The organism is Salinimonas iocasae (assembly GCF_006228385.1).
GTDB lineage: Bacteria > Pseudomonadota > Gammaproteobacteria > Enterobacterales > Alteromonadaceae > Alteromonas > Alteromonas iocasae.
In genome coordinates this window covers 2,604,750-2,629,279 of the sequence record NZ_CP039852.1, presented here as the reverse complement: position 1 = coordinate 2,629,279, position 24,530 = coordinate 2,604,750, and the positions used below count along the sequence as shown (strand labels likewise).

The 24,530-nt window shown below is 48.0% G+C and carries 24 protein-coding genes; 18 read left to right on the top strand and 6 right to left on the bottom strand.

Annotation, left to right across the window (positions count from 1 at the left end):
• The first annotated feature begins 53 nt into the window (after positions 1-53).
• Positions 54-464 carry a TerB family tellurite resistance protein gene (locus tag FBQ74_RS11715; RefSeq protein ID WP_139756837.1) on the top strand — a complete coding sequence of 137 codons (411 nt, stop codon included), beginning with the start codon at positions 54-56 and terminating at the stop codon, positions 462-464.
• 81 nt (positions 465-545) lie between these two features.
• On the opposite strand, the gene FBQ74_RS11710 is transcribed toward FBQ74_RS11715, so the two are convergent.
• From FBQ74_RS11710 to FBQ74_RS11700, 3 genes are all read right to left on the bottom strand, one after another.
• Positions 546-3,653, bottom strand: a complete 3,108-nt coding sequence (locus tag FBQ74_RS11710; RefSeq protein WP_139756836.1) for an efflux RND transporter permease subunit — start codon at positions 3,651-3,653, stop codon at positions 546-548.
• Positions 3,653-4,657, bottom strand: a complete 1,005-nt coding sequence (locus tag FBQ74_RS11705) for an efflux RND transporter periplasmic adaptor subunit (protein ID WP_232372016.1) — start codon at positions 4,655-4,657, stop codon at positions 3,653-3,655. Before FBQ74_RS11705 ends, FBQ74_RS11710 begins: the two co-directional genes overlap by 1 nt.
• Positions 4,658-4,838: 181 nt before the next feature.
• A complete protein-coding gene (locus FBQ74_RS11700) occupies positions 4,839-6,590 on the bottom strand; it encodes an ABC transporter transmembrane domain-containing protein (protein WP_139756834.1) in 1,752 nt (583 codons plus the stop codon).
• A 251-nt stretch (positions 6,591-6,841) separates the two neighbouring features.
• Between FBQ74_RS11700 and rpsP the strand changes: the two genes are divergently transcribed.
• From rpsP to FBQ74_RS11640, 12 genes are all read left to right on the top strand, one after another.
• On the top strand, positions 6,842-7,093 hold the full coding sequence (gene rpsP / locus FBQ74_RS11695) for a 30S ribosomal protein S16 (RefSeq protein ID WP_137167587.1): 252 nt from the start codon (positions 6,842-6,844) through the stop codon (positions 7,091-7,093).
• 22 nt (positions 7,094-7,115) lie between these two features.
• The gene (gene rimM, locus FBQ74_RS11690; RefSeq protein ID WP_139756833.1) at positions 7,116-7,637 is read left to right on the top strand and encodes a ribosome maturation factor RimM; all 522 of its coding nucleotides are present in this window, start codon (positions 7,116-7,118) and stop codon (positions 7,635-7,637) included.
• A 45-nt stretch (positions 7,638-7,682) separates the two neighbouring features.
• Positions 7,683-8,399, top strand: coding sequence for a tRNA (guanosine(37)-N1)-methyltransferase TrmD (gene trmD / locus FBQ74_RS11685; protein ID WP_232372015.1), 717 nt, complete (start codon positions 7,683-7,685; stop codon positions 8,397-8,399).
• Between the two features lie 18 nt (positions 8,400-8,417).
• On the top strand, positions 8,418-8,777 hold the full coding sequence (gene rplS / locus FBQ74_RS11680) for a 50S ribosomal protein L19 (RefSeq protein WP_139757951.1): 360 nt from the start codon (positions 8,418-8,420) through the stop codon (positions 8,775-8,777).
• Between the two features lie 78 nt (positions 8,778-8,855).
• Positions 8,856-9,365, top strand: coding sequence for a maltose acetyltransferase domain-containing protein (locus FBQ74_RS11675; protein WP_168190657.1), 510 nt, complete (start codon positions 8,856-8,858; stop codon positions 9,363-9,365).
• A gap of 181 nt (positions 9,366-9,546) precedes the next feature.
• Positions 9,547-10,638: a 3-deoxy-7-phosphoheptulonate synthase gene (locus FBQ74_RS11670; RefSeq protein WP_139757949.1), complete on the top strand. Its 1,092-nt coding sequence runs from the start codon at positions 9,547-9,549 to the stop codon at positions 10,636-10,638.
• Between the two features lie 20 nt (positions 10,639-10,658).
• The gene (gene tyrA / locus FBQ74_RS11665; protein WP_139756831.1) at positions 10,659-11,792 is read left to right on the top strand and encodes a bifunctional chorismate mutase/prephenate dehydrogenase; all 1,134 of its coding nucleotides are present in this window, start codon (positions 10,659-10,661) and stop codon (positions 11,790-11,792) included.
• Between the two features lie 184 nt (positions 11,793-11,976).
• Positions 11,977-13,287, top strand: a complete 1,311-nt coding sequence (locus FBQ74_RS11660; protein WP_139756830.1) for a pepsin-like aspartic protease — start codon at positions 11,977-11,979, stop codon at positions 13,285-13,287.
• A complete protein-coding gene (locus FBQ74_RS11655; RefSeq protein WP_139756829.1) occupies positions 13,284-14,081 on the top strand; it encodes an SAM-dependent methyltransferase in 798 nt (265 codons plus the stop codon). The genes FBQ74_RS11660 and FBQ74_RS11655 overlap by 4 nt, the downstream gene beginning before the upstream one ends.
• On the top strand, positions 14,071-14,394 hold the full coding sequence (locus FBQ74_RS11650) for a GNAT family N-acetyltransferase (RefSeq protein WP_139756828.1): 324 nt from the start codon (positions 14,071-14,073) through the stop codon (positions 14,392-14,394). The genes FBQ74_RS11655 and FBQ74_RS11650 overlap by 11 nt, the downstream gene beginning before the upstream one ends.
• A 272-nt stretch (positions 14,395-14,666) precedes the next feature.
• Positions 14,667-14,867: a hypothetical protein gene (locus FBQ74_RS11645; protein WP_139756827.1), complete on the top strand. Its 201-nt coding sequence runs from the start codon at positions 14,667-14,669 to the stop codon at positions 14,865-14,867.
• Between the two features lie 2 nt (positions 14,868-14,869).
• Positions 14,870-16,621: a GGDEF domain-containing protein gene (locus tag FBQ74_RS11640; RefSeq protein WP_139756826.1), complete on the top strand. Its 1,752-nt coding sequence runs from the start codon at positions 14,870-14,872 to the stop codon at positions 16,619-16,621.
• Positions 16,622-16,632: 11 nt separating this feature from the next.
• On the opposite strand, the gene pheA is transcribed toward FBQ74_RS11640, so the two are convergent.
• From pheA to yciH, 3 genes are all read right to left on the bottom strand, one after another.
• Positions 16,633-17,814 (bottom strand): prephenate dehydratase, encoded by a 1,182-nt coding sequence (gene pheA / locus FBQ74_RS11635; protein ID WP_139756825.1) that lies wholly within the window; start codon positions 17,812-17,814, stop codon positions 16,633-16,635.
• A 258-nt stretch (positions 17,815-18,072) separates the two neighbouring features.
• Positions 18,073-18,873 carry a response regulator gene (locus tag FBQ74_RS11630; RefSeq protein ID WP_139756824.1) on the bottom strand — a complete coding sequence of 267 codons (801 nt, stop codon included), beginning with the start codon at positions 18,871-18,873 and terminating at the stop codon, positions 18,073-18,075.
• Positions 18,874-18,928: 55 nt separating this feature from the next.
• Positions 18,929-19,255, bottom strand: coding sequence for a stress response translation initiation inhibitor YciH (gene yciH, locus FBQ74_RS11625; RefSeq protein WP_139756823.1), 327 nt, complete (start codon positions 19,253-19,255; stop codon positions 18,929-18,931).
• Between the two features lie 145 nt (positions 19,256-19,400).
• Here yciH and FBQ74_RS11620 point away from each other — a divergent pair, with 145 nt between their 5' ends.
• From FBQ74_RS11620 to FBQ74_RS11600, 5 genes are all read left to right on the top strand, one after another.
• Positions 19,401-19,706 carry an STAS domain-containing protein gene (locus FBQ74_RS11620; protein WP_139756822.1) on the top strand — a complete coding sequence of 102 codons (306 nt, stop codon included), beginning with the start codon at positions 19,401-19,403 and terminating at the stop codon, positions 19,704-19,706.
• A gap of 5 nt (positions 19,707-19,711) precedes the next feature.
• Positions 19,712-21,370 carry a fused response regulator/phosphatase gene (locus tag FBQ74_RS11615; protein ID WP_139756821.1) on the top strand — a complete coding sequence of 553 codons (1,659 nt, stop codon included), beginning with the start codon at positions 19,712-19,714 and terminating at the stop codon, positions 21,368-21,370.
• Positions 21,371-21,439: 69 nt separating this feature from the next.
• Positions 21,440-21,880: a tellurite resistance TerB family protein gene (locus FBQ74_RS11610; protein ID WP_139756820.1), complete on the top strand. Its 441-nt coding sequence runs from the start codon at positions 21,440-21,442 to the stop codon at positions 21,878-21,880.
• A gap of 56 nt (positions 21,881-21,936) precedes the next feature.
• Positions 21,937-24,030, top strand: a complete 2,094-nt coding sequence (locus tag FBQ74_RS11605) for an EAL domain-containing protein (protein WP_139756819.1) — start codon at positions 21,937-21,939, stop codon at positions 24,028-24,030.
• 206 nt (positions 24,031-24,236) lie between these two features.
• Entirely contained in the window at positions 24,237-24,500 is a 264-nt protein-coding gene (locus tag FBQ74_RS11600; RefSeq protein WP_139756818.1) for an EF-hand domain-containing protein, read from the top strand.
• Positions 24,501-24,530 lie beyond the last annotated feature (30 nt).

Here is a 24,530-nt window from a genome sequence, read left to right as displayed (position 1 = left end):
GGAAGCAGGAAGCTTCGATAATTATTCGCAGATAAAACTGCGAAGGAGTTTGTATGCAGTTATCCAGTCAACAATCTTTTAACCAGGCCCTTGTTCGTCTCGCCGTTCTTCTTTACCAGATTGATAATAAGGTTACGCTTACAGAGCAGGACTATCTCGAAGAGTTAGTTAATTCCCTTGAATGGGAGAGCCCTATCTGTCCGGAGGCTTTCTTAAACGACGTTATCTATCAAACACGCAAGGCGCTGGATACCGGTGTCGCGATGGACTATTTGCGCGAGTTTAAGGATGACTTGTCTTTTGATGCGCACAGAGCAATGGAAGTGGCGATGACTATCACCGGTGTGGATGGAAACAGGAGTGAAGAAGAAACCGAAATTCTTTCCCTGCTTACGCACAAAATGCTGGCTAAAGCGTTGGTGAACGGTTCCCGGGCTAATCAGCAACCTGCTGCGACCCCCTGAACCAAACACTTCATTAAATAAAAAAACCGCAATTCTCATTGCGGTTTTTTTGTCTTATAAACAACCTGTTACAGTGAAGCTTTACAGCGACTGCTGACTGGCGTGATCCAGCTCGTTTTCCAGCCTCTGACTCTCATCTGCCCGCGGCTTGGTAAATCTGGCTAGACCCAGATACAACACAGGCGTCAGGTACAACGTAAACACCACCGCGATGCCCAGGCCGCCAAATACCACCCAGCCAATAGCATTTCTGGACTCAGCGCCCGCCCCGGTAGACAGAATTAACGGTAATCCACCCAAAATCGTTGATACCAGTGTCATCATGATAGGGCGAAGCCGCACTTTACCGGCTTCAACGATCGCATCATAAATGTCATAGCCTCTGTCCCGCAGCTGATCGGCAAACTCAATAAGCAGGATCGCGTTTTTAGCCAACAGGCCAATCAGCATAACCAGACCGATTTGAGAGTATACGTTGATAGTTGTATTGGTCAGGAATAACGCATAAATGGCCGCTGCAATACCGAAGGGTACTGTCAGCATCACCACTACAGCGCTGTTAACACTTTCAAATTGCGCAGCTAATACCAGAAGTACAATAATAAATGCCAGTACGTAAGTGATGGCAACCTGCTGTGATGTTTCTTCATAGGTTTGCGCTTCGCCAAGGAAGATAAGGCCTATTCCGTCGGGCAGGGTGTTCTGTAATCCCCGCAGCTTTTCGACCGCTTCATTGATAGCAACCTCTTCAGGTAAATCCATTTCAATCTGAATCGCGCGACGCTGCGCCTGCCGCTCTAGTTCAGCGGCGACACCTTCCTCGCTGATATAGGCAATACTTGATAGCGGGACCAGATTTCCTGATTCCGACTTAACATAAAGATTGGTTAAATCAGCGGGATTGCTGGTATTCCGGTTTCTGGATTGCAGCATAATCGGAATAGCCTGGTCGCCCACGTTAAGATCAGCAATATCGTCGCCATTAACCGCCGCACGCAGTGTCGTTGCAATATCGTTCAGCGGTACGCCAAGTTCGTCCGCACGTCGACGATCGATATTGATGCGCATTTGCGGTTGTGTGGGTTCGTAGCTGATCCGAGGTGTACCAAGTTCAGGAATTGTTTGCTCAATCTTAGCTGCGTAATCCTGCGCAGCCTGGAAGATCCGCTCGTAACTATCACCGGTCAGCGCAATCTCAAGACCGCCGCCCTGGCCACGTAAATTCAGGCTATTGCCACCAAACGCATTGCCCGGTGCACCTGGAATCGACTGCAATACAGGACGTATTTCTTCCACCACATCCTGAAGCGACTTGTCTCTTTCGTCCCAGTGTTTAAGTGGAGCGGTGATAAAGACGATGTTCGGATCCCATGAACCCACAACCGTATAAATAGAATCTACCGTGCCTTTTTCCACATAAGGTAACAGCACCTCTTCCATACGCTCGGCCTGACGATCCATAAAATTGATACCCGCACCATCAGGGCCGCGTGCGAAGATACGAATGGTGCCGCGGTCTTCGCTGGGCAGTAACTCACTCTTGATATTTTGTGACAGGAACCAGGCACCGGTTGCCGCCATCAGACTTAAGATAACAATGACCCAGCCATATCGCAGCGACCAGGTCAATGAACGCTGGTAACCCGCCAGACACCAGTAACCAAACCGGCCAAATGTTTTATCGAAAAAGCCACCTTTCTTATGATTTTTCAACGGTAGCCGTGCTGTAAGGGCAGGGACCAGAGACAAGGCGACGAATGATGAAATAATCACAGCGCCTGCCAGTACACCGCCGAATTCTCGGAAAAGCCGGCCCGCTGTAGAGGGCAAAAAGGCAATAGGAATAAATACCGACGCCAGTACAGCAGTGGTTGCTACAACGGCAAAAAATACTTCACGTGAACCGACAACCGCCGCGGCGCGTGCGCCCAGCCCAAGTCCACGACGACGCTGTATATTTTCTGACACCACAATTGCGTCATCTACAATCATACCGGTTGCTAAAACCAATGCCAGCAGGGTCAGAATATTGACCGAAAAGCCCAGCACCCAGATGATACCCAGTGCGCCGGCAAGGGAAACCGGTATTGAAAGTGCTGGCACGATTGTCGCGCGCCAGGAGCCGATAAATACCAGGAGTGTGAACACAACCAACAGAACTGTCAGGCTCAGCGACTGCACCACTTCACTGACAGAGTCACGAATAAATTCAGCATCATCTGAGGTAACAACAATATCCATATCGGTAAACCGCTCATTGAGCTGGCTGACCATGGCGCGAACTTCATCGGATATTTCAATAGTATTAGAGCTAGCCTGACGCACTACACCCAGCCCGATTACCGGCTTGCCGTCCAGTCTTACCATGCTGGTAGTATCGGCCGGCCCAAAATAAACACTGGCGACATCGCCGATACGTACATCGTTATTCAGAACAATTGATGAAACATCTTCAGCTGTTACTGACGTTGCGTCAGCGCGAACAATCAAAGACTGATCCTCAGACTGGATACTGCCTGCTGGCACATCAAAAGGGGCCAGGCGCAGGGCGTCTGCCACATCGGTCATTGACAGGCTATAACTGGTCAGACGCAACGGGTCGACAGATACCCGAAGAACCCGCTCACGGTTGCCGTTTAGCTGAACATCGGCAACACCGGGAATACTCAGAAAGAGGGGGGCTAAGTCAGTATCAACGCGCTCGGTCAGGGTTTCCATATCCAGCGTGCGGGAGGACACGGCAATACTGACAACTGCCTCGGCATCATTATCAGCGCGTATAATGGCAACCTGCTCAACATCTTCAGGTAGCTGGCGTTGTACCCGGCTAACAGACTCCCGGGTTTCATTGGCGGCATCCTCAAGATCAATGCCGGGGCGAAACTCAACCCGCACCCGCGCGCTGTTTTCTTCACTTTGCGCGTAAATATTTTGTACACCACTTACCCGGGCTACCGCTCCCTCGAGTCGACTGGTTACCTCAGCGTCAACCGTTTCCGGCGAACCGCCGGGAAGCTGTGCAGTGACCGTGATGGTCGGTGTATCAACATCGGGTAGTTCACGCACCTCCAGGCCGTTAAGTGCAGCGAAGCCAGCGATGGCAACCAGCAGGTTAAGTACAACAATTAAAACCGGCCGGCGTATGGCAGTGGAGGGGAGATCATTATTCTGGGAGGTAAGATGACTCATTACTCAGCGCTCCGCGCCAGTTCCGTTGTCACATCCTGACCGTTACGTAACCGCTGTACACCTTCTGAGATAAGTAAGTCGCCTTCTTCAAGACTGCCCGAAACCAGAATAGTGCCGCGCAGGCGCTGATGCACTTCAACATCAATACGCTTAGCCTTGCCGTTTTCTGAAATCCAGACATATGCGCCATTGGCGCCCCACAGCAGCGCAGCTTCGGGTATCGCAGCAAAGCGATTGCCATCTACCGATAAGTTAACCCGAAAGCTCATGCCCGGCCGAAACCTGTCTTTACTGTTGTCCAGTAAGGCGCGTGCGCGCATGGTTCGGTCGTCTTCGCTGATACGTGAATCGACCTCAGCAATTTCTGCCCTGATATCTTTATTGCGGTTTGTCCACGGCTCAAGGGTTACCTTAGGATTGTTCATCAGCACCGATAGCGCAGCTTCCGGGGCTCTGAAATTCACATAGAGTTTGCTTCTGTCATCAATGGTAGTAATAGCAGTCTGTTCATTAATGCGATCGCCCACTTCGATATCTGTGAGACCCACCACACCGCTGAAAGGCGCCTGAATAATACGGTCATCTAAATCTGCCTGAGCTTCTGCCAATGCCACCTCAGCGAGATCGCGGTCGGTTCGTGCCAGGTCCAGTTCACTTTGCGCAATGGCGCCGCGCTCATGGCTTTCCTGCAAGCGTTTGAATGTGCGCAAGGAGTCTTCCAATTGCAACCGTGCGCGGCGAACAGCAACCTGTTGCCGACGATCATCAAGTTTCACCAGCACTTTGCCTTTTTCAACATGTTGACCGGGCACAAAGTTCACTTCAGTGACTTCATCAGAAACAGCTGCGTACAACGTAACGGAACGAATCGCCTCGGCAGTGCCGACAGCCTCCACATTTTTGGTCTCGTTTTTGAACGCCACCTCTTCAAGCACAACAAGCTTTGCCTGATTATCGCCGAAGTACTGGCTGTATGCAGGCAGACTCAGTGCGCACAATGTCATGCACAGGCCTGCGAGCAAACCGTTATTAATCACAATTCTAAACATTATATTTCCATCGATATGTTGATTTCGAACCTCAGGGTTACCACTGTGTAAACAAACGTACAGTGGTCAAAAATAGTTCGAATGTTGCTTATCATTAACGTTTGTGCAACTCAGCAGTTATAGCACCACAAGGCAACTAGCTTAGCAATTGCAGTTCGGCGTATTGTCGGTACAAAGTGTCGCTTTTCATCAACATCTCGTGGGTTCCCTGCGCCACGATCTTTCCTTTATCCATTACAACAATGCGATCAGCGTGTTTCACCGTAGCCAGGCGATGTGCAATAACAATAGTGGTTCTGCCCTGCATGAGCTGGTTCAGGGCGTGCTGAACCATCTTCTCACTTTGCGCATCCAGCGCGCTGGTGGCTTCGTCCAGCAACAACACCGGCCGATCGGCAAGAATGGCTCTGGCAATAGCAACGCGCTGACGCTGACCACCGGAGAGTCTGACTCCCCGCTCACCCAGTTCGGTTGAATAGCCATGCTCAAGCTCTTCAATAAACTCGTGCGCAAAGGCGGCTTTGGCTGCGCTGATTACCTCGACGTCCGAGGCTTCAGGTCTGCCGTACCGGATATTTTCCAGCACTGTGGTCGCGAAAATAACGGATTCCTGGGTAACAATAGCAATATGGTCACGTAAGGACGTCAGTGTCAGTGTGTCAATGGGCGTATCATCCAGTGATATTTTGCCCCGCTGTACGTCATAAAAGCGCAGTAACAACTGAAACAGTGAGCTTTTGCCTGCACCGCTGGCGCCAACCAGCGCCACTTTTTCAGCCGACGCGATAGTCAGAGAAAACTGCTCGAAGAGTTTTGGTGCATCGGGATAGGCGAAATCTATATTGCTGATAGTGATGGTTGGGGCGCTCGTGTGAGAGCTAAGTGTAATGTCTCCGGACTGTATAGCATTTGGCGTGGCGAGCAGTTCTAGTAAGCGCTCGCTGGCACCAACACCGCGCTGTACCTCACCGATTACTTCGCTGATTGTCGCCACACTGCCACCTGCCATTACAGCATAAAATAAGAAGGCGGAAAGCTCGCCAGCTGAAATGTCGCCACTGAAAACCTGACGGGCGCCAATCCAGGCGATTAGCAAAATAGCGCTGAGACTCAGCACCATAATCAAACCAATAAGCAGGGAGCGATAATGAATACGCTTTCTGGCGGTATTGAATGCGCTGTGTACTCGGTCAGCAAAGTGCTTACTCTCCATGTGCTGCGCATTAAATGCCTGCACCGTTGTAATCTCATGCAAGCTTTGATCAATATGCGCTCCCAGATCTGCGATTTTGTCCTGACTCGCTCGGGCATATCGGCGCACCTGTGGCGCCAGGACGCGTATTGGAATAAGCACCGCTGGTACCGCCAGTAACACGCACAACGTCAGTAACGGACTGGTTGTGGCCATCAGGATCAGAGCGCCAATAAAGGTAACGGCAGAACGCAGCGCCATCGACAGGCTCATACCAATGACGGTTTGCAGAAGCGTTGTGTCACTGGTAAAGCGTGAGATGACCTCGCCAGTGCGAATCTTGGAAAAAAATGCCGGCGGCAGTGTCATTAAATGGTCAAAAATACGGGTGCGGATGTCTGCACTGACCCGTTCTCCTAACCACGTCATAAGATAGAAGCGACAATAAGTAGCTACACTGGCCACAATACAAATGGCCAATACGAGTACTGCGGCGGTATTTAGCGTATCGGGATGATCGCTGACGAAGCCTTCATCAATAGCAAATCGTACACCCTGGCCTAAGGCCAGCCAGGCCCCCGCGGCCACAAACAGTGATATCACCGCTCCTGTGACATACCAGCGGTAGGGAGTTAAATGCGATAAAAGCCAGCGCAGAACCTGGCCCGTGGTAACAGAATGAAGAGCTGAAGACACAAAATTTACTTTTTCAGACAATGATATGCTGCAGATTATCCTATTAACCGCGAAGCCAACAGCGGCGTAAGTCAAAAGAACCGGTAAATCAGCTAAATCTGCTATTATACAACGAAGCGGGGGGGCGGTAATTATCCTTGCATTTTGAAGTGATATACGTATAATTCCGCGGCCTTCCAAACCTGCGTGCTTAATGGCACTTGGTGAGAAGGTAAAGTTGACAGTAACGCTACAACGAGTTTGAGGCACTTATGGTTACTATTCGTTTACAGCGTGGCGGCGCAAAAAAGCGTCCATTTTATCAAGTTGTCGTGGCTGAAAGCAGCCGCGCAAGAGACGGTCGTTTCATCGAAAACGTCGGTTTCTTCAACCCAACTGCACAGGGTCAGTCAGAGCGTCTTCGCCTTGATCTGGAACGTGTAGAATACTGGGTTGGTGTTGGCGCAAGCTTATCTGAGCGCGTTAACAGCCTGGTAAAAGAAGCAAAGAAATCTGCAGCGTAAGCTGCTCAACTGGTGGGTATAAATGAGTCAAGCGTCTGACAAAGTGGTTATTGGCAAAATCGGCGCGCCTCACGGCGTTAAAGGTTGGGTCAAAATCAACACTTATACCGATACACCAGAAGGTATTTTTGACTATCAACCATGGTTATTGGGTGATGGAAAGGAATACCAGTTAGATCAGTGGCGCCCCCATGGAAAAGTACTGGTTGCTAAAATCGAGGGAATCGAGACGCGTGATGACGCTGAGCGCATCAAGAATCTCGACATTTCGATTACAGCTGAGCAGTTACCGGAACTTGATGAAAATGAGTTCTACTGGCGGGAGCTGACCGGCATGCAGGTGGTAACTACGCAAGGTTACGATCTGGGTGTGGTCAAAGATGTATTTAATACCGGAGCGAATGACATTATTCAGGTCAGAGCTAACGCGAAAGATGCATTTGGTCTAAAAGAAAGATTATTGCCTTTTGTAATGGATGAAGTCATACAATCGGTGGATAAAGAAGGCAAAGTAATTACGGTCGACTGGGACCCGGGGTTTTAAGTGACCGCGGAAAAGTGGTTCGGCATTGTCAGTATTTTTCCTGAAATGTTTGGCCCGTTCACCCAACAGGGTGTAATAGGCAGGGCAGTTAAATCAGGGGTATTGTCAGTCGATATATTTAATCCCAGAGACTTTACGCACGATCGTCATCGCACTGTGGATGATCGCCCTTATGGTGGTGGTCCCGGTATGTTGATGATGGTAAAGCCTTTAACAGACGCAATATCGGCTGCCAGAGCGGCAGGCGGAGAAAATAGCAAGGTCATTTACTTATCTCCACAGGGTAAGAAACTGGATCAGACGGGTGTTAAACGTCTGGCTGAGTCAGACCGCACAATTTTGCTGTGCGGGCGCTATGAAGGTATTGATGAGCGCGTAATTGAAGATCAGGTAGACGAAGAAGTCTCGATTGGTGATTACGTTCTCAGTGGCGGAGAGTTACCGGCAATGGTCCTGATGGACGCGGTAGCAAGGCTGGTTCCGGGTGTACTGGGGCATCAAGCTTCTGCCATTGAAGATTCCTTCTCTGACGGGTTACTGGATTGTCCGCATTATACGCGGCCTGAATTACTCGACGGTAAAGCGGTTCCTTCTGTGTTGTTAAGTGGTGATCATGAAAAAATCAGGCAGTGGCGACTTATGCAATCGCTGGGAAGAACCTGGCAGCGTCGCCCTGAATTGTTAAATCACCTAGCTCTGACTGAGGAGCAGCAGCAACTGCTTGAAGTTTTCAAGTTGCAGCTGCAGCAAGATGACAGTTAACTAGGACGAGAGGATATGATGAGCAAAGTCAGTCAAGATATCATCAAAAATATTGAACAAGCACAGATGAAAACTGATGTTCCTGCGTTCGGCCCAGGTGACACAGTAAGTGTAAAAGTTCGTGTTACCGAAGGTGACAAAGAGCGTCTTCAGGCTTACGAAGGCGTTGTTATCGCTAAACGTAACCGTGGTCTTCACTCGTCTTTTACCGTTCGTAAAGTTTCAAGCGGCGAAGGCGTTGAGCGTGTTTTCCAAACACACAGCCCCGCAGTTTCTTCTATTGAAGTGAAACGTCGCGGTGCGGTTCGTCGTGCTAAGCTTTACTATCTTCGTGAGCGTTCAGGTAAATCTGCACGTATCAAAGAGAAGCTTAACTAAGATTACTAATCCTTGCGTTATTGTTAACTTTTCGAAAGCCCGCAGATTGCGGGCTTTTTTCGTTTCTGGGGGATGCAAATGCACAACGATATCATCACAACACCAATATGGCGGGATATGATAGGTGGTCGTTGGTATCAAACCAATGCAAAACCCTTACGCCGTGCCAGACAGTCAGCTAAAACAATATGTAGTGCATTTAACGCGTGTGCGGATAGCCAGCAACGAGCAGCACTTATCAGTACGCTGTTGCCTAATGCTCAAGCTATCGTATCGCCGCCGTTCTATTGTGATTACGGTGTTAATATTTTTGCCAGCGATACGGTCAGCATAGAAGACAATGTGGTTATACTGGATGCAGCGCCAGTTACCATCGGTAATTCAGTCGTGATAGGGCAGGGTAGCGTGCTTGCAACTCTTCACCATCACAGCAATTCGCAGGAACGTTTACGCGGTATGCAACAGGCTTGGCCAATCAGTATTGGAGCAAATGTAACTCTGGGTCGAAACGTTACAGTCCTGCCAGGGGTCGTCATACCCGATAATACACACGTACCGGACTTTCATGTGGTTACAAAAGCGCCATAGCGTGAACTTTAGCGCCTGGGTCAGGTGGTTATCGCATTATGACGAATCAACTTCAATGAATGGTTGCGCCTTTATAAATAAATTGATAAAAAGTCAACACGTAGAAAGCTGGTCACCATTTTATTCTGTAATATTAAGTTTACATTAGCGTGCTGCAGCTGAATTTTTTATGAGTGAAAATATGATTCAAGATACCGTTAACAATGTTCATATCAGTACCGAGGATGTGCTGGTTACGCCGGAAGATTTAAGTCAGGCGTTACCCGTGTCTGATAAGGCTCTCAATGCAATATCTGATGCCCGCAATACAATTTCAGATATTATTCAGGGTCGCGACCATCGTATGTTGGTAATTTGCGGACCTTGCTCAATTCATGACATTGACGCAGCGAAAGATTACGCCCTGCGGCTAAAAGAAATGCACGAATCCTGCAAAGACACGCTATTTATTGTGATGCGGGTTTATTTTGAAAAGCCACGCACGACGACAGGCTGGAAAGGGCTGATTAACGACCCTCATATTGATGGCACGTTCGATATTGAAACCGGACTGCGTAAAGCCCGGGAACTGCTTATCTGGCTGGCTGAACTGGAACTACCCGTGGCTACTGAAGCGCTTGATCCTATCAGCCCGCAGTATCTGGCCGAGCTTTTTAGCTGGAGCGCTATTGGCGCCCGTACTTCCGAATCACAAACACACCGGGAGATGGCCAGTGGCCTGTCAATGCCGGTAGGTTTCAAAAATGGCACCGATGGCAGTCTGGACATTGCCATTAATGCACTTAAGTCGGCGGCATCACCGCATCGTTTTATGGGTATCAATAAGGAAGGTCAGGTCAGCATCATTGGGACCAAGGGCAATCCCGACGGCCATATAATTTTACGTGGCGGTAAACAACCTAACTATGACTCGGTGTGTGTCACCGATTGTGAAGAAGAATTAGCGCAGGCCGGTTTAACCGCAGGCTTAGTAGTAGACTGCAGTCACGCAAACTCAAGCAAAGATTATCGTCGTCAGCCGGCGGTGGCTAAAAATGTCGTTAACCAGATTCTTGAAGGAAACCAGTCTATAATCGGCATAATGCTGGAAAGCCATATCTTTGCCGGTAATCAGAAAGCTGACGGCAAAAAGCCGGATGAGCTGGATTACGGCGTATCTATTACAGATGGCTGTATTGACTGGGCCACCACGGAGCAATTGCTAACGCAAATGCGCGACAGGCTTATTACTGTGCTTCCAATGCGCCAGGATAAACGTATTCAAGTGGCCTGAAACCCCAACCACGGACTCTTATGACAGATACATCACAGCGCCTTGACGAATTACGTCAGGGCATTGATGCGTTAGACTCGCAACTTGTAGAGCTGCTAGCTGAAAGGGCGGCGCTAACCACTGAAGTAGGCAAAATCAAGGCTGAATCCGGCGTACCAGTCTACGTTCCAGAACGGGAAAAAAGCCTGATTGCTTCACGCCGGGAGCAGGCTGAACATGCCGGCGTTTCCCCTGATTTGGTAGAAGATTTATTGCGCCGGATCATGCGTGAATCCTACCACACTCAAAATAATCGCTACCGGTGCGTGAATCCTGATGTCGGTAATATTGTCGTTATCGGTGGTGGTGGCGCGCTGGGCAGCGTATTTGTTTCGCTGTTTTCCAAAAGCGGATACTCGGTTGCCTCGGTAGAAAAGACCGACTGGGATAATGGTCTGGCCCAAAAGAGGTTATCTCAGGCCGATGTGGTGGTGGTTGCAGTGCCGATAAATGTGACCGAGCAGGTTATCTCAACACTGACCATGCTAAAACCCGACTGTATTCTTGCCGATGTCACCAGTATTAAAAAGCGACCGTTAGAAGCGATGTTGGCCACCCACCCGGGACCGGTTATTGGATTACACCCTATGTTTGGTCCCGATGCCCCGGGAATGATTAAACAGGTGGTTGTAGTCACGGAAGGTCGTGATACTGATAAGTGTCAGTGGCTGATGGATCAGATGACTACCTGGGGCGCGACGTTACACAACAGTGGCGCAACAGAGCATGATGAAGCAATGGCTTATATTCAGGTCATGCGACACTTCAATACGTTTGTTTATGGCGCCCATCTGAGTCGTGAAAACCCCGATTTGTCAGTGCTAAAAACGTTCAGCTCACCCATATACCGGTTGGAACTGGCAATGGTAGGCCGATTGTTCGCCCAGCCGCCGGAACTTTATGGGGATATCATTTTTAATAATCCGGAAAACTTTGAGTTACTAAAGCGGTTTCATGCGCGTTTTGGCGAGGCGCTATCGCTTCTGGACAGTAATGATAAGTCAGAGTTCGTAAAGCAGTTTAAGACCATCGCAGAATGGTTTGGCCCGTATGCGCGAAAATCTCTGAAGGATAGCAAAAAGCTGTTACTGAAAGCTGACGACGACAAGATGTGACCTAACGCGGACAATGAGCTAAAGAAATCTTCAGCGCAGCCGATAACGCATTTATGAGATAAGCGTGTCTGGCAGAGCACTCAAAAAATTACTATGGCATCATATATAGCAGGGCCGGCCCATGCAGACGCTTTAACCAGCGTCTGCATTTTTGTATCTGGCCTGTCAGCAAGGTCTGTTTGATATGGCATCAATCAGAATACCCGTTACTAATGTGTATGCCAAAGGGGGATGCACCGCGCGTCTTTTTGTTGGCTCGCAGCGTCACGCGGTAAACCTTATCCTGGATACCGGTAGCAGCTCGCTGGTCATTCACGATAACGATTATGACCCCCTGCAAGACAGTCACCTCACAGGTACCGCACTGGTTCAGGACGTGCAATACGGTAAAGGCGGGTGGTACGGGCCAGTGATACAAACCAGCATCATTGCCGGTCTGCATGGTCATCATGCTGAGCTTGATGGTGTGTCAGTAGCACTGGCATCTCAAACGCAGGTGGCCAGCTTTTTAGAGGCAGATGGGATTCTGGGTCTGGCCTATACCGCGCTCGACGGTGCTTACGATCTCACTGATTTTCTCACAGAGCAGAGTGTAAGTCCCTGCGAAACATTTCCTTATGTGATGCAGCATACAACGCAGAACGTCTCTGAATACACGCATTTTTTAAACCAGTACCCCAGAACCCATATCGCACCGTACTTCACCCGGCTGGAAGAAAGCGGGGTGGTAGCTAATCAGTTCGCATTGCTGACACATCGATCCAGTATCTATCATACGCAAACGCATCAGCCAGCTGAAAAGTTGCTGGCGCATCACTTGAATCATGGGCTCTTTGTGCTCGGTGACCCGTTACTGCACTGCGACCTCTATACGCAGCCGATAAAAACGGTGGCAGTGCTGCACGACAAATACTACAACGTAAATGTGCAGAGCATTCGTGTCGGTGATGGCGATCCAATCCCCGGTCCGGTACTCGATGATAAGCATGTAAAAGGCTACTGCACCAATGGCATTATCGATAGCGGTGCGTCAGCCATAGTGCTGCCTCAGGCGATTTTCGATAAAGTAAAAAGGCAACTGATAGCATACAACAAAGATTTTGCACCCCTTCTGTCACCCTACGATGCTTTCACTGGTGAAGAAACAGGTATAGACGCCGATTTACTGGATCTGAGCCAATGGCCGCCTATCTATATTAGATGTCAGAGCACTACTGATGAGTCTGTTACTCTTACACTCTCGCCTGACACTTACTGGCAGATACACGCCCCTGCTCACGGCAAAGCAGCATTTAAACTTTGCTATCTGCCGGGCTGGCCAAACCAGATCATTCTGGGTCTGCCACTTCTGAATAACTACTACACCATATTTGATCGCAGCGCTGGAGACACCGGTGAAATCCACTTTGCCATCAAAGTCGATATTCCGGGTCATATGATTCAGGCGATTCATCATGCGTTACGACCTGTCAGCAAAGGTAATAAAAGTATATGACAACAAAGCAAGGCAGCATTGTCTGTGTAGGCGTGGGAATGACCCTGGGCTCTCATATTACGCCATTATCCAGAAGCCACATAGAACAGGCAGACGTTGTTTTTTCCAGTGCCTCTGACAGTTACGTCGAGCTTTGGATCAACGAAATGAACAGCGATGTCAGAAGTCTGCAACCGTTTTACGCTGAGGGCAAAGATCGTCGACAAACATATCGCGAGATGGTCGATGCAATGATGACCGAGGTGCGGGCTGGTAAGAAAGTGGTTGGGGCCTTTTATGGACATCCCGGTGTGTTTGCTCTTGCCCCTCACAAAGTTATTCAGCAGGCCAGAGAGGAAGGCCACCACGCGCATATGGAACCCGGTATTTCCGCCGAAGATTGTCTATACGCGGATATGGGCCTGGACCCGGGGACACATGGCTGTGCACATTATGAAGCTACGCAATTTATGGTAAATCGTAAAGTGGTGGATACCTCAGCGTTATTGATTTTATGGCAGGTGGGGATGGCCGGGGACCGTTCCCAGAAAGCATTCACATCTGACAATCGCTATCGAGCCTTGCTTCAGGAATGTTTGCTGACTTTCTATCCTGGCTCACACCACGTTGCGTTATATGAAGCTGCCGTATTGCCGATTGAAGATGTGCGTATCGAGTGGCTGGCGCTAAATGAATTAAGTAGTGCAACGGTACATCAGCATACAACGTTGGTTATACCTCCCTCGCACAGCAAAATTGAAGACAGCGAAATGGTATCCCGGCTGAATAAGTTGAAGAATTCTGATGGAGTTTAGTTCTCATCGGCTGGACTTTCGATTGTTAAAAGCGGCAGACAGGGAAATATTTATCTCGCTGTACCGGGATCCGAAAGTCATGAGAAAAATTGGGCCCGTGCTAAGTGAAACGGAAGCAGGGGATTTGTTCGAGTCAGTGATTCGAACAAATCAGAAAAAACACTTTAAACAATATGTATGGGGGGTATTTGATAAACAAACACAATTGCACTGTGGGCTGATTATGCTCAAAACAGTAAGCGAACGGAAATGCGAAATAGGAATAATGCTTGACCCAAAAAAAATGGAAAAGGGTATTCGTTGGAAGCTTTGAGCAGAGCCTGTCGATTTGCGTTAACCAACCTGGAGCAATCGGAAGTGATTGCAAGGTTTGCGAAAAGTCACTTTGTTATTAAGAAGCAGCTGATCCAACTAGGTTTTTCGTTCAGATTAGATACTGATGGTGCCGATTGCAGCGTGCTAGAGGCATATGCGAATAAGGCCACATTGCAAATTGTTTGACAAATTATTAACAGTGTTGCGTTTATGGTGGTAATCTTTAATCGCCATATATAAATAAAAATTTATAATAAGAGAGTGAAGTATATGTCTGCGATCCAATTATTAGAGCAGCTAGGTGCAGATGCACTAAATCGAGGTAAGGCGAAAGAAATCTTTGCAGAGCGGGTAGAAAACGAGTTACCTGAGCACAACAAACAGTGGTGTCTGATGGTTCCTGAAAAAGATGACGAAGAAGAAACGGAGAAGCCGGCCCCTTCTGACTCAGAACAGACCATAATGCACTGATCATGAAAAAAGCTTTACTTTTCTTCCTCCTAAGTTCATGGGTTTTCAACGCTTTTGCATCTGAAAATGATGTAGATAGCATGCTTGCTCAAGCCTGGAAGTTGAAAAGTAAAGCGCCTGAAAAATTCTCGGCATTGCTGGATAGTTTGGCAGAATCTGATAAACGATTGAATGACGAACAAAAACTTAAATTCGAATATCTGGATGGTTACCGCGTCGCTTTTTCAGGTAAACCACTTCTGGCCATAGAAAAGTATCAGCATGTCATTGCAAACACAGTTGATGCAGAACTAAGGCTGTACGCTTCTACTGCACTGCTAAATATTTTCGCTATCACACGTAACTATAGCGAAGGCTTCGATACTGTTACGTATTTATTGCCTCAGCTTGCGACGCCAGGCTCGGAAGCCGCTGCGCAAGCTCACCTGGGGCTTGCTATATTTTATAACCAGGTAAATGAGTATGACGATGCCTATAAAAGTGCATCTGAAGCGCTTTCTCTAACCAGCGATCTGCGATCTATCTGTTTCGGCAATAACTTAATTTTTGAAGCTCAGGTTAACCAACAGAAAATTATCTCTAAAGAAAATTTTGAGCAAGGTTTGGAGGCATGCAGACTTGCTGAGGAGAACGTAGTTATAGCCTCAACGGTTATCCTTAAGGCAAAAAACCTTCTGAATAAGGATGATGCAGAATCTGCGCAGGAATTATTAATTGAAAATAAAGCGATTTTTGACGCTATAAACTATCCCCGAATCAAGGCTGAATATCACTCATTAATGTCAATGCTGCTGTTTAAATCGAACAGCATCATCGAGGCTGAAGTACAGGCAAAAGCAGCTTTAGATATAGCGTCTCAAATGGGTGCAACAAAACCTAATGTTGATGCGTTATATGTGCTATATCTTATTGAAGAATTCAGAAGCAACAGTAGTCGGGCATTAGCATTTTATAAGCAATATGCTGAGCTAGAAAAAGCGTATGTGGATGAAGTTTCAGCGAAGCAATTATCTATATCAAAAGCCAAAAACGAAGCGCTGGAAAAAGCCAACCAGATTAAACTGCTGGACAAAGAAAATGCGCTACTGAAAACCGAAGCCAGATTACGCAAGAAAGAATTACAGAACAGTTATCTTGTCATCCTCTCACTGGTGATGTTAGCTGCCGTTATTATTGCCTGGCTGATGGTCACACGCAGAATTCACCGTAAATTCAAAACACAGGCCCGCACCGATAAACTTACCGGGGTGACTAACCGGCATTATTTCACTGAGCTGGCCCAGTCTAATTTACGTTATCACTCGCGCACCGGACAAGATCTGGCGTTTGTAATTTTTGACCTGGATTTGTTTAAACGTATTAACGATACCTACGGCCACATAGTCGGCGACTGGGTATTACAACAAGTGGTAAAAACAGTGCAGCGCGTTTGCCGGGGACAGGATATTATCGGGCGAATGGGAGGCGAGGAATTCGCGCTGCTGCTACCCGGATGTACCGTTGAAAAAGCCATAGCGATTACTGAGAACTATCGCAGTGCTATTGCCGCAATAGATTCCACACCCACCGGTCACGCGTTTTCGGTTACCGCCAGTTTCGGCGTCTCGGACTCCCGCCAGTGTGGCTACAGTTTTGATAAGCTTTATGCCAGTGCTGATGAGGCGCTCTACCAAAGTAAAGAAACCGGACGCAATAAAATTTGCGGCTATGAGCCTGAAGTTATACTCACATCAGTTACAGAGCAACCGGCATAAAGTGCGCGCTTTTATTCAGATAGCGCGCTCGCGGCAGCGACTTTCGTGGGACTGATTTCTTCTGAAGGATAACAGCCTAACACTTTAAGATACCGCGTAATCTTTTTCAGCTCTTCAATCGCCTGTTGCAACGGGCCATCTGCCGTATTACCTTCAACATCAATATAAAACATTTCCTCCCACGGGTTACCTGGCATGGGGCGCGACTCAAGTTTTGTCATGTTAATTTCATTATTTTTCAGCACCATCAGCGCTTCAACCAGCGAGCCGGGCTTTTGAATCGTCGACATGACCAGGGTGGTTTTGGCTGGCACCTGCAACGGCACCTTAACCGCCTGACGGGCGACCACAATAAAACGGCTGTGGTTCTCTTTCTGATTAGCCAGATTGGATCTAATCGCTGACAGTCCGTAAAGATTACCGCCGGCTTCACTGCCGATAGCGGCGACATCATCACGCTGCAACTCACTGACTTTCAGCATTGCCGATGAAGTACTGTCGATAGTTTTGACCTCAACATTGCCCAGCTCAGCGAGAAAGTGGCTGCACTGTGTAAACACCTGGGGATGCGCATACAGGGTTTTAATTTTATCCAGCGAGGTCGATGTGGCCACCAATAGTGCATGACGAATAGGATGTGTCAGCTCGCCGATGATGCTGAGTTCAGTATGTTGCAGCTGGTCATAGACTTCATTGATGCTACCGGAAGTCGTATTTTCGATAGGTAGTACAGCGTAATCGGCTTCGGCGTGCTCAACTTTTTGTACAATTTCGCTGAAACTCTGGCAGCCAATTTCCAGCAACTCACCGGGACGGCGGGAAAAATACTTTTGTGTGGCAAGATAAGAATATGAGCCCCGGTCGCCTAAAAACGCTACGCGATTTAACGGCAGCGCACTGCCAGGGTTCGCGCGTTCGGCTAACATTGTCTGCTGATTTAGGACAGAGTCTTCAATGATGACGTGGAAAACCTGCGTGACATAATGCGCATCCAGCCCTTTTTCCTGCCCGTGTTTTATCAGGCGGATCAGTAGTTGCTCTTCACGTTTAATATCCCTGACCGGAATTTGGTGTGAGATTTTTGTTTCAGCAACTTCATTAGTCAGCGCGCGACGCTCAGCGAGTAATGCCAGCAACTCACTATCCAGGTTTGTAATGCGTGAGCGAAGTTCATCAAGTGCAGGTACAGTCATGGGGTACTCTCCGGTGTAGCCAAAAAAAAACCTCCCGGCGGGAGGTTTTTACGCGCGGCATCTCCTCCCTCAGGTGAAGGTGATAAATGCAAAAAACGATGCGCGAGCGTGATGTATTAGGTTCATAGCCTGACTCTATGAGGGTAAACAGGATCTGTCAACTCATTTTTACAGCAGTGAAAACAAAAAAGCCGCATTTAATAGCGGCTTTCTTATTAGTATGTTAGCGGAGCTTATCGCACAATGTGCGGCACTGAATTATTCACCCAGAAGCGCTGCCAGCATCGCCCGTACTTCTGTGGGCTCAAACGGTTTGTCGCAAAGCGCGTTAACACCGGTTTGCTGAATGTTAGCCATGTGCGCGCTATCAGCAGATTCTGAGGTCACCATGATAATCGGGATGTGCGCGGTATCAGGGTTAAAGCGGATAAACTCCGACAGTTCTCTGCCATCCATCTCAGGCATGTTGTAATCGGTTACTACCAAATCAAAAGATTCATCTTTTATCAGCGTTAGCGCCATCGCACCGTTTTCAGCTTCTTTGATTTTTTCCAGCCCCATGCCTTCTAATACCCGGCGTATGTGGTTCCTGGCCAGACGGCTATCATCAACCAGCAAAACCCGCACTTCACGCACATCGAACAAGTCAAGATCAAGCTCATCGTGATTAATCAGATCCAGGCTGGCATTCAATGCGCGGGAAAGGTGTAGCGGCTCAAAAGGTTTAGGAAGAATCGCAGCTACACCAGCCTGTTTCAGTTCTTCAAGTTTACTGAGTCGGTTTTCGCTGGAAATCAGCATGAAGGGTATCGCTGCATGTTCAGCGTGTTCTTTTATAAAGGTCAGTAGCTCAATGGCAGTGCCATCTTCGAAATACATCGCACTGACAATCAGATCCGCACCATGTGCTTTAACCGCCGCTTTGGCTTCCGCCAGTGTGCTGACAGCATCGATTTCCTTAACTTTTTCTTTCAGTAATAAGGTGGTGATTATTTTGCGCTGTGTATCAGAAGGCTCAACCAGCACGATGTGAAGATCTTGAATTGACAACTTATCCATCGAAAATATCTCACTTTGAATTTTTGTTATTTAGCGTGTTACGTGCAGATTGCTGTTACCCGCCGGCAAGCTTGACGGTGTAATTTTTAGCCTGCAACAGACTTTGCAGCTTTTCACGGTCGTCGGTCTGGACTTCAATTGTGCCGTCTTTAACCGCACCGCCACACCCGCACTTTTTCTTCAGTTCAGTACATAAAGATTTAAGCGCTTTTGCATCCAGGTCCAGTCCGGAAACGATAGACACACCTTTACCTTTACGCCCTTTAGTTTCGCGGCTGATTCTTACCACACCGTCTTTTGAAACAGACCGGGGCGCCTGTTTATTGTCGGATTGCTTTATCCGGCCTGAATCTGTGCTGTAAACCAGATTTGAGTCAGTCATAGAATTTTCCGGCTAATTAAAGTTTGCTCTACATTATGGTAGAAAAAGCATAAAAAATTAATAGCGCAGTACGCATCTGCTGACTATATTTATCTGCATCGTGCCAGATACCATGAATTGGTTGCGGCCTAGCAGGAGAACAGGTATGTCGTTAGTTACCGAAACCGTTGATAAAAACGAACGTCTCATCATCGCCATGGATGAAAAATTTGATTTTGCTAAAGTGCAGGCCTTCAAGCAAGCCTATCAGGCAATACCAGAACAGGTAAGCGTTGTAGAAGTGAACCTGGCGAAAACGGAATACATGGATAGCTCTGCACTGGGCATGTTGTTAAATATGCAGAAAAGCCTGAGCCATCGGGATATCGAATTTAAAATAACCCACTGTCGCCCACAGGTGGCCCGGATTTTAGAGATTTCGCGGTTTGATAAAAAATTCACTATCAGCTGAATCTCATGCCGCTCAGCATTAAAATTCTTATCGTTGATGACGATGCCCTGAATCGTTTCCTGCTCAGACATATGCTAGAGCAGGAGGGCTATCATAACTGCATTGAAGCTAACGACGGGGCTTCTGCGATTGCTGCGTGCCAGTTACACGCCCCTGATTTGGTTCTGCTCGATGTGATTATGCCGGACATGAGCGGTTATGATGTTGCACCAAAGATAAAGGCGTTATCGCCTGAACAGTATCTACCCATAATATTTATTACCTCGCTGGAAGACAAAGCGGCGCTTGTAAGATGTCTTAACGTAGGCGGCGACGATTTTGTTTCTAAACCCTTTGATAAGCTGGTTCTGGCGGCTAAAATCAGAGCTCACACCCGTATCCGGCATCTCGGCCAGCACATTGAGCGACAAAATAAGCGTCTTCGCCAACACCAGATTGCTATGGACCGGGAGCATACGATTGTTGAGCATATTTTCAACAATGTAGTGCGGCGCAGTCAGCAGCTCGAACAGTATTTTGACGTCAGCGCATCGCCCGCCGCGCAATTTTGCGGTGATGTATGTCTGCATACCGTTAGTCCTGATGGCGGCGCTTATTATCTGATAGGTGATTTCACCGGCCACGGCCTGGCATCAGCAATAGGTGTTTTACCTGTTTCGCGTACGTTCAATTCAATAACGCAACAGGGATTGCCCGTAGAGCAAATAGTAAGACAGCTTAACCGGATTTTGCTCGATCTGTTGCCGGCAGACATGTTTTTTGCCGCCATTATCGGGCAAGTGAATGATACCGGAACCCATCACCGCTTATGGCAGGGAGGCATGCCGGCAGTGCTGCTCAAGTCTGCTACCACAAATGCGATCTCAGAGTATGATTCAGCCCATATGGCGCTGGGTGTGCTTGAGGATGATGAGTTCGATGATAGTTGCTTCTCGCTACAGTGCGCAGTGGATGATGAGTTGCTAATGTTTACAGACGGTCTGGTTGAAGTAACGGATGAGAATGGCCAGATGCTGGGTGAGGAAGGCGTGAAATCCTGTTTTGCACAGGAGAATATGCGCGCAACTGACATTTACAATGCGGCACTGCAGTATCGTCATTCCGATACGCAGGCTGATGATATGACGGTTATGCACTTTCACTGTAAGGCACTGAGCAACCAGACCATCACTCCAGCGGTAACAATTCCTTTCGACTTTTCTGCTCAATTGCAGCCTGAACAGCTGAGAAGACCTGAACTGGTATCCGAGCTCACGGATTTGCTTTGTGCGCAGGAAAGTTTGAAAGGTATAAAAAGTAAGTTATTTACTGTTTTATCGGAACTGCTTAATAACGCGCTTGAGCATGGGTTGCTAAACCTGGACTCATCGCTCAAAAGTACTGAGTCAGGATTTTCCCAGTACTATCAATTGCGTGCCAAGCGTCTTGCACAACTTGATAGCGGGCAGATAGGCGTTAATGTCCGGGTAAGTGACAACAATGATGCGCTGATTATTACCATTCACGACTCTGGCGCAGGCTTTGATACACGGTCACTGTCTGCTCACACAGAGTCAGATATTTCCCATGGCAGAGGACTATCGCTCATCTATCATTTGTGTCGGCAGGTGGAGCTTTCTGAAAACGGAACGAAGGTAAGGGCGACACTGGCACTGAATGAATGAAGCGGCTGAACAAACCTTTAAGGAGAAGTGTCGTAAAAAGGTAGCATAGCCAAAGATAGGAATCAGTGAATGTTAAAATCTGTAGTTGAACTTTTTAAACGCTCCAGTGATGACGAACAGGACCAGAATTTTTCAGTAGAGCTTGCCACGGCTGCATTGTTGAGCGAAGTGATTCGCGCTGACAATAATACTGATGAAAGAGAAAAGCGGGCGTACCGCGAAATTCTGCAGCGCCAGTTTTCGTTAGATAAACCGACGCTGGAGAGCTTGCTTGATGAGGGTGAGCAAACCGCGGAAGAAGCCGTTGATTTGGTGCAGTTCACGCAAGTTATCAACGAAAGGTGTGATAATGATAAGAAAAAGGTTATCTTAACCAGTCTGTGGGAGATAGCGTACGCGGATAAGTCACTGGCACCTATGGAAGAACATACTATCCGCCGGATTGCTGATTTACTCTATATCCCTCATAGTCAGTTTATTAAAACGAAGCTCTCAGTCACTGATTCTTAACCCTGGTCTCTGGCCGGGCAGGGCGAAGAGCATGTGGGAACAAGGCAGTTGTAACAGTGCTAAGAACAATAAAAACCCCCATCGCCATTTTGTTGGTCAGCGCGGTCCTCATCACCTCAGCGCTGGTTATGTGGCTAACGGTTATCGAACACGAGAAACTTTATACAGCGTCAGTTAAGAAGGATCTAAACGCGCTGACAGCAAATCTGGCTATTGAGCTCACCCCTGAGCTGTTAAAGCGCCGCCCTGATGAAGACCGTATTAAAAAAGAGCTGACAAATCTTGCGTCTTATCAGCATATTCTGGGGGCAAGAGTGTATGACAATGCCCGTGGGCTTATTTACTCACAGCCCAAGCTTCCTCAGTCAGCATTTGATTTAGCCAAAGAGCGGCAGTTTGATAAGTTGCTGACGCAACCATCAGGTAGCTATCGCGTAGGCGATGAACTGATAGCTATCAGTCGGATTGCCGATAATGGTGTGCCACTGGGGTATCTGGTTATTATCAACGATGTAGAGACACCGGTCAGTGATAGCTGGCAGACGCTGCTTCTGCATGTGCTGCCTTTTGTTATTGTCGCCACTTTACTGACCATTGCCATTACCCTATTTTTACTCAACCGGTGGCTGTCGCCGCTTAGCCGTCTTTCGGCCTTTACACACCAACTAAGTTTTACCAAAGACTATACGCAGCGGTTTGATACCCGTTCAGGCAATGAGGTCGGGCAACTGGCTTATCATGTAAATACATTGCTGGATGCGATTGAAGCTGAACTGACTATCAATCAGGAGCAGAATCAGACATTGGTAGAGCAACAACAGACCATGACCCGTCTGGCGAACTTTGACAGTCTGACAGGATTGCCCAACCGGCAGTTTGTGATGGATAACCTGCGCCTTGAACTGGCTCGCTCGCGTCGCCTGGAAAAAGATATTGCGTTGCTGTTTTTCGATTTAGACGGCTTCAAAGGAATTAACGACTCGCTGGGCCACGAAATAGGCGATCTTATATTGATTGATGTGGCTGATCGGGTCACTACCATGTTGCGTGACGGCGACCTGGTGGCGCGGCTGGGAGGTGATGAATTCATCATCGTGCCGGATCGGGATGTCACAGAGTTGAGTCTTAAGAATCTGGCAACCCGGGTTATTGATGCGTTTGCCGAACCCTTTCATTTTCGTGGTCTGGCCCTTACCGTCGGCGTAAGTATCGGCATTGCCAAAGCCTCGGATGCTAATTTTGAGTTGAGCCAGCTTATGAGCAATGCTGATCTGGCGATGTACCGGTCAAAAGCAAAAGGACGAGGGATCTATACCATCTTTACCCACGAGATGGTTGAGTCCCATAAGCGTAAGTTGTCTATCGCAAACAGTATAGACCAGGGGATCTCTCAGGATGAGTTTGTCCTTTACTATCAGCCCAAAGTGGCCCGTGATGGCAAACTTGTCGGTTTTGAAGCATTAATACGCTGGCAGCATCCTGAATTCGGTATGGTCAACCCAGCTGAATTTATCCCTATTGCTGAGCAAAGCGGTAAGATATCGGCAATTACCCGCTGGGTCATTGAGCGGGTCAGCATTGAGCTACCACTGCTACAATCTGTGTTTGAAGATAAGTTTCGCGTAGCGGTGAATCTTTCAGGTCACGATTTACGGCACTCCGGACTGTTTGACCTGATTCACAGTATTTTTACGCAGCAGCAGGTGAACCCGGAGTACATCGAATTTGAAGTGACTGAATCGGCGTATCTGGAAAACTTTGCATTTGCTAATAAGTTTTTCCGCCGTCTGAGTAACATGGGGTGTGCTATTGCATTGGATGACTTCGGCACAGGCTATTCTTCGCTGAGTTATCTGACTCAGATTTCTATCGACACGCTAAAAATCGACCGTCAGTTTGTGCGCGAGTTAGGCACCTCGGATCGTAGTCGTCTGGTAACCAACTCGATTATTGACCTGGCTAAACGGCTCTCCCTGACTATTTGTGCAGAAGGCATTGAGCATGTCAGTCAGTGGGAATACCTGCTTGAACACGGATGTGACCACGTTCAGGGATATCTGTTCAGTAAGCCAATACCCCTGGAAGAGGTTGCTAATCTGCCGGCGCGCTTTTCTTTTTCCGATTCTGCCAGCCGCCAGGCTTCAAATTGACTGTTGTGGTGTTCGCTATTTGCAACACCACCGTTTCATAACTTCACCCTTCTTATACTAATGCTATGATAATTAGGCTGTTTTTTGATCTGGCATGGTTACTGCTGTTAGCTCTTTTGAAAGTTAACCGGTACATGCTGATTATCGGGTCAGCAATGTTAGCAACAGGCCGACGCCAACCGGCAGTTGCTGAATCAGGAGGACACATGAAACGTGTAGAAAAGCTTTTACTAATACTTTTGACTGCAATTGCGGTACAATCTATTGCTATAGCCAATGCCCATGCACAAAACGAAACTATCGCCCGTCTTGACGTCGATAAGGACGGTCAGGTATCGCTTAAAGAAGCGGTGAGTGACACAGCGCTGCTGCGCAGATTCGGTGCTATGGATAATAACCGCGACGGCAAGTTAAGCGAAGAAGAATTAGCTGAAGGCGAATATGTTGCGAAAGTGACAACACAGTCTTAATTATCAAAGGATTATGAAGCAACGAAGTAC

Coding starts and splice junctions, on each gene's coding strand:
- FBQ74_RS11715 (WP_139756837.1), top strand. CDS start 54: ATGCAGTTATCCAGTCAACAATCTTTTAACCAGGCCCTTGTTCGTCTC.
- FBQ74_RS11710 (WP_139756836.1), bottom strand. CDS start 3,653: ATGAGTCATCTTACCTCCCAGAATAATGATCTCCCCTCCACTGCCATA.
- FBQ74_RS11705 (WP_232372016.1), bottom strand. CDS start 4,657: ATGACATTGTGCGCACTGAGTCTGCCTGCATACAGCCAGTACTTCGGC.
- rpsP (WP_137167587.1), top strand. CDS start 6,842: ATGGTTACTATTCGTTTACAGCGTGGCGGCGCAAAAAAGCGTCCATTT.
- rimM (WP_139756833.1), top strand. CDS start 7,116: ATGAGTCAAGCGTCTGACAAAGTGGTTATTGGCAAAATCGGCGCGCCT.
- trmD (WP_232372015.1), top strand. CDS start 7,683: ATGTTTGGCCCGTTCACCCAACAGGGTGTAATAGGCAGGGCAGTTAAA.
- rplS (WP_139757951.1), top strand. CDS start 8,418: ATGAGCAAAGTCAGTCAAGATATCATCAAAAATATTGAACAAGCACAG.
- FBQ74_RS11675 (WP_168190657.1), top strand. CDS start 8,856: ATGCACAACGATATCATCACAACACCAATATGGCGGGATATGATAGGT.
- FBQ74_RS11670 (WP_139757949.1), top strand. CDS start 9,547: ATGATTCAAGATACCGTTAACAATGTTCATATCAGTACCGAGGATGTG.
- tyrA (WP_139756831.1), top strand. CDS start 10,659: ATGACAGATACATCACAGCGCCTTGACGAATTACGTCAGGGCATTGAT.
- FBQ74_RS11660 (WP_139756830.1), top strand. CDS start 11,977: ATGGCATCAATCAGAATACCCGTTACTAATGTGTATGCCAAAGGGGGA.
- FBQ74_RS11655 (WP_139756829.1), top strand. CDS start 13,284: ATGACAACAAAGCAAGGCAGCATTGTCTGTGTAGGCGTGGGAATGACC.
- FBQ74_RS11650 (WP_139756828.1), top strand. CDS start 14,071: ATGGAGTTTAGTTCTCATCGGCTGGACTTTCGATTGTTAAAAGCGGCA.
- FBQ74_RS11645 (WP_139756827.1), top strand. CDS start 14,667: ATGTCTGCGATCCAATTATTAGAGCAGCTAGGTGCAGATGCACTAAAT.
- FBQ74_RS11640 (WP_139756826.1), top strand. CDS start 14,870: ATGAAAAAAGCTTTACTTTTCTTCCTCCTAAGTTCATGGGTTTTCAAC.
- pheA (WP_139756825.1), bottom strand. CDS start 17,814: ATGACTGTACCTGCACTTGATGAACTTCGCTCACGCATTACAAACCTG.
- FBQ74_RS11630 (WP_139756824.1), bottom strand. CDS start 18,873: ATGGATAAGTTGTCAATTCAAGATCTTCACATCGTGCTGGTTGAGCCT.
- yciH (WP_139756823.1), bottom strand. CDS start 19,255: ATGACTGACTCAAATCTGGTTTACAGCACAGATTCAGGCCGGATAAAG.
- FBQ74_RS11620 (WP_139756822.1), top strand. CDS start 19,401: ATGTCGTTAGTTACCGAAACCGTTGATAAAAACGAACGTCTCATCATC.
- FBQ74_RS11615 (WP_139756821.1), top strand. CDS start 19,712: ATGCCGCTCAGCATTAAAATTCTTATCGTTGATGACGATGCCCTGAAT.
- FBQ74_RS11610 (WP_139756820.1), top strand. CDS start 21,440: ATGTTAAAATCTGTAGTTGAACTTTTTAAACGCTCCAGTGATGACGAA.
- FBQ74_RS11600 (WP_139756818.1), top strand. CDS start 24,237: ATGAAACGTGTAGAAAAGCTTTTACTAATACTTTTGACTGCAATTGCG.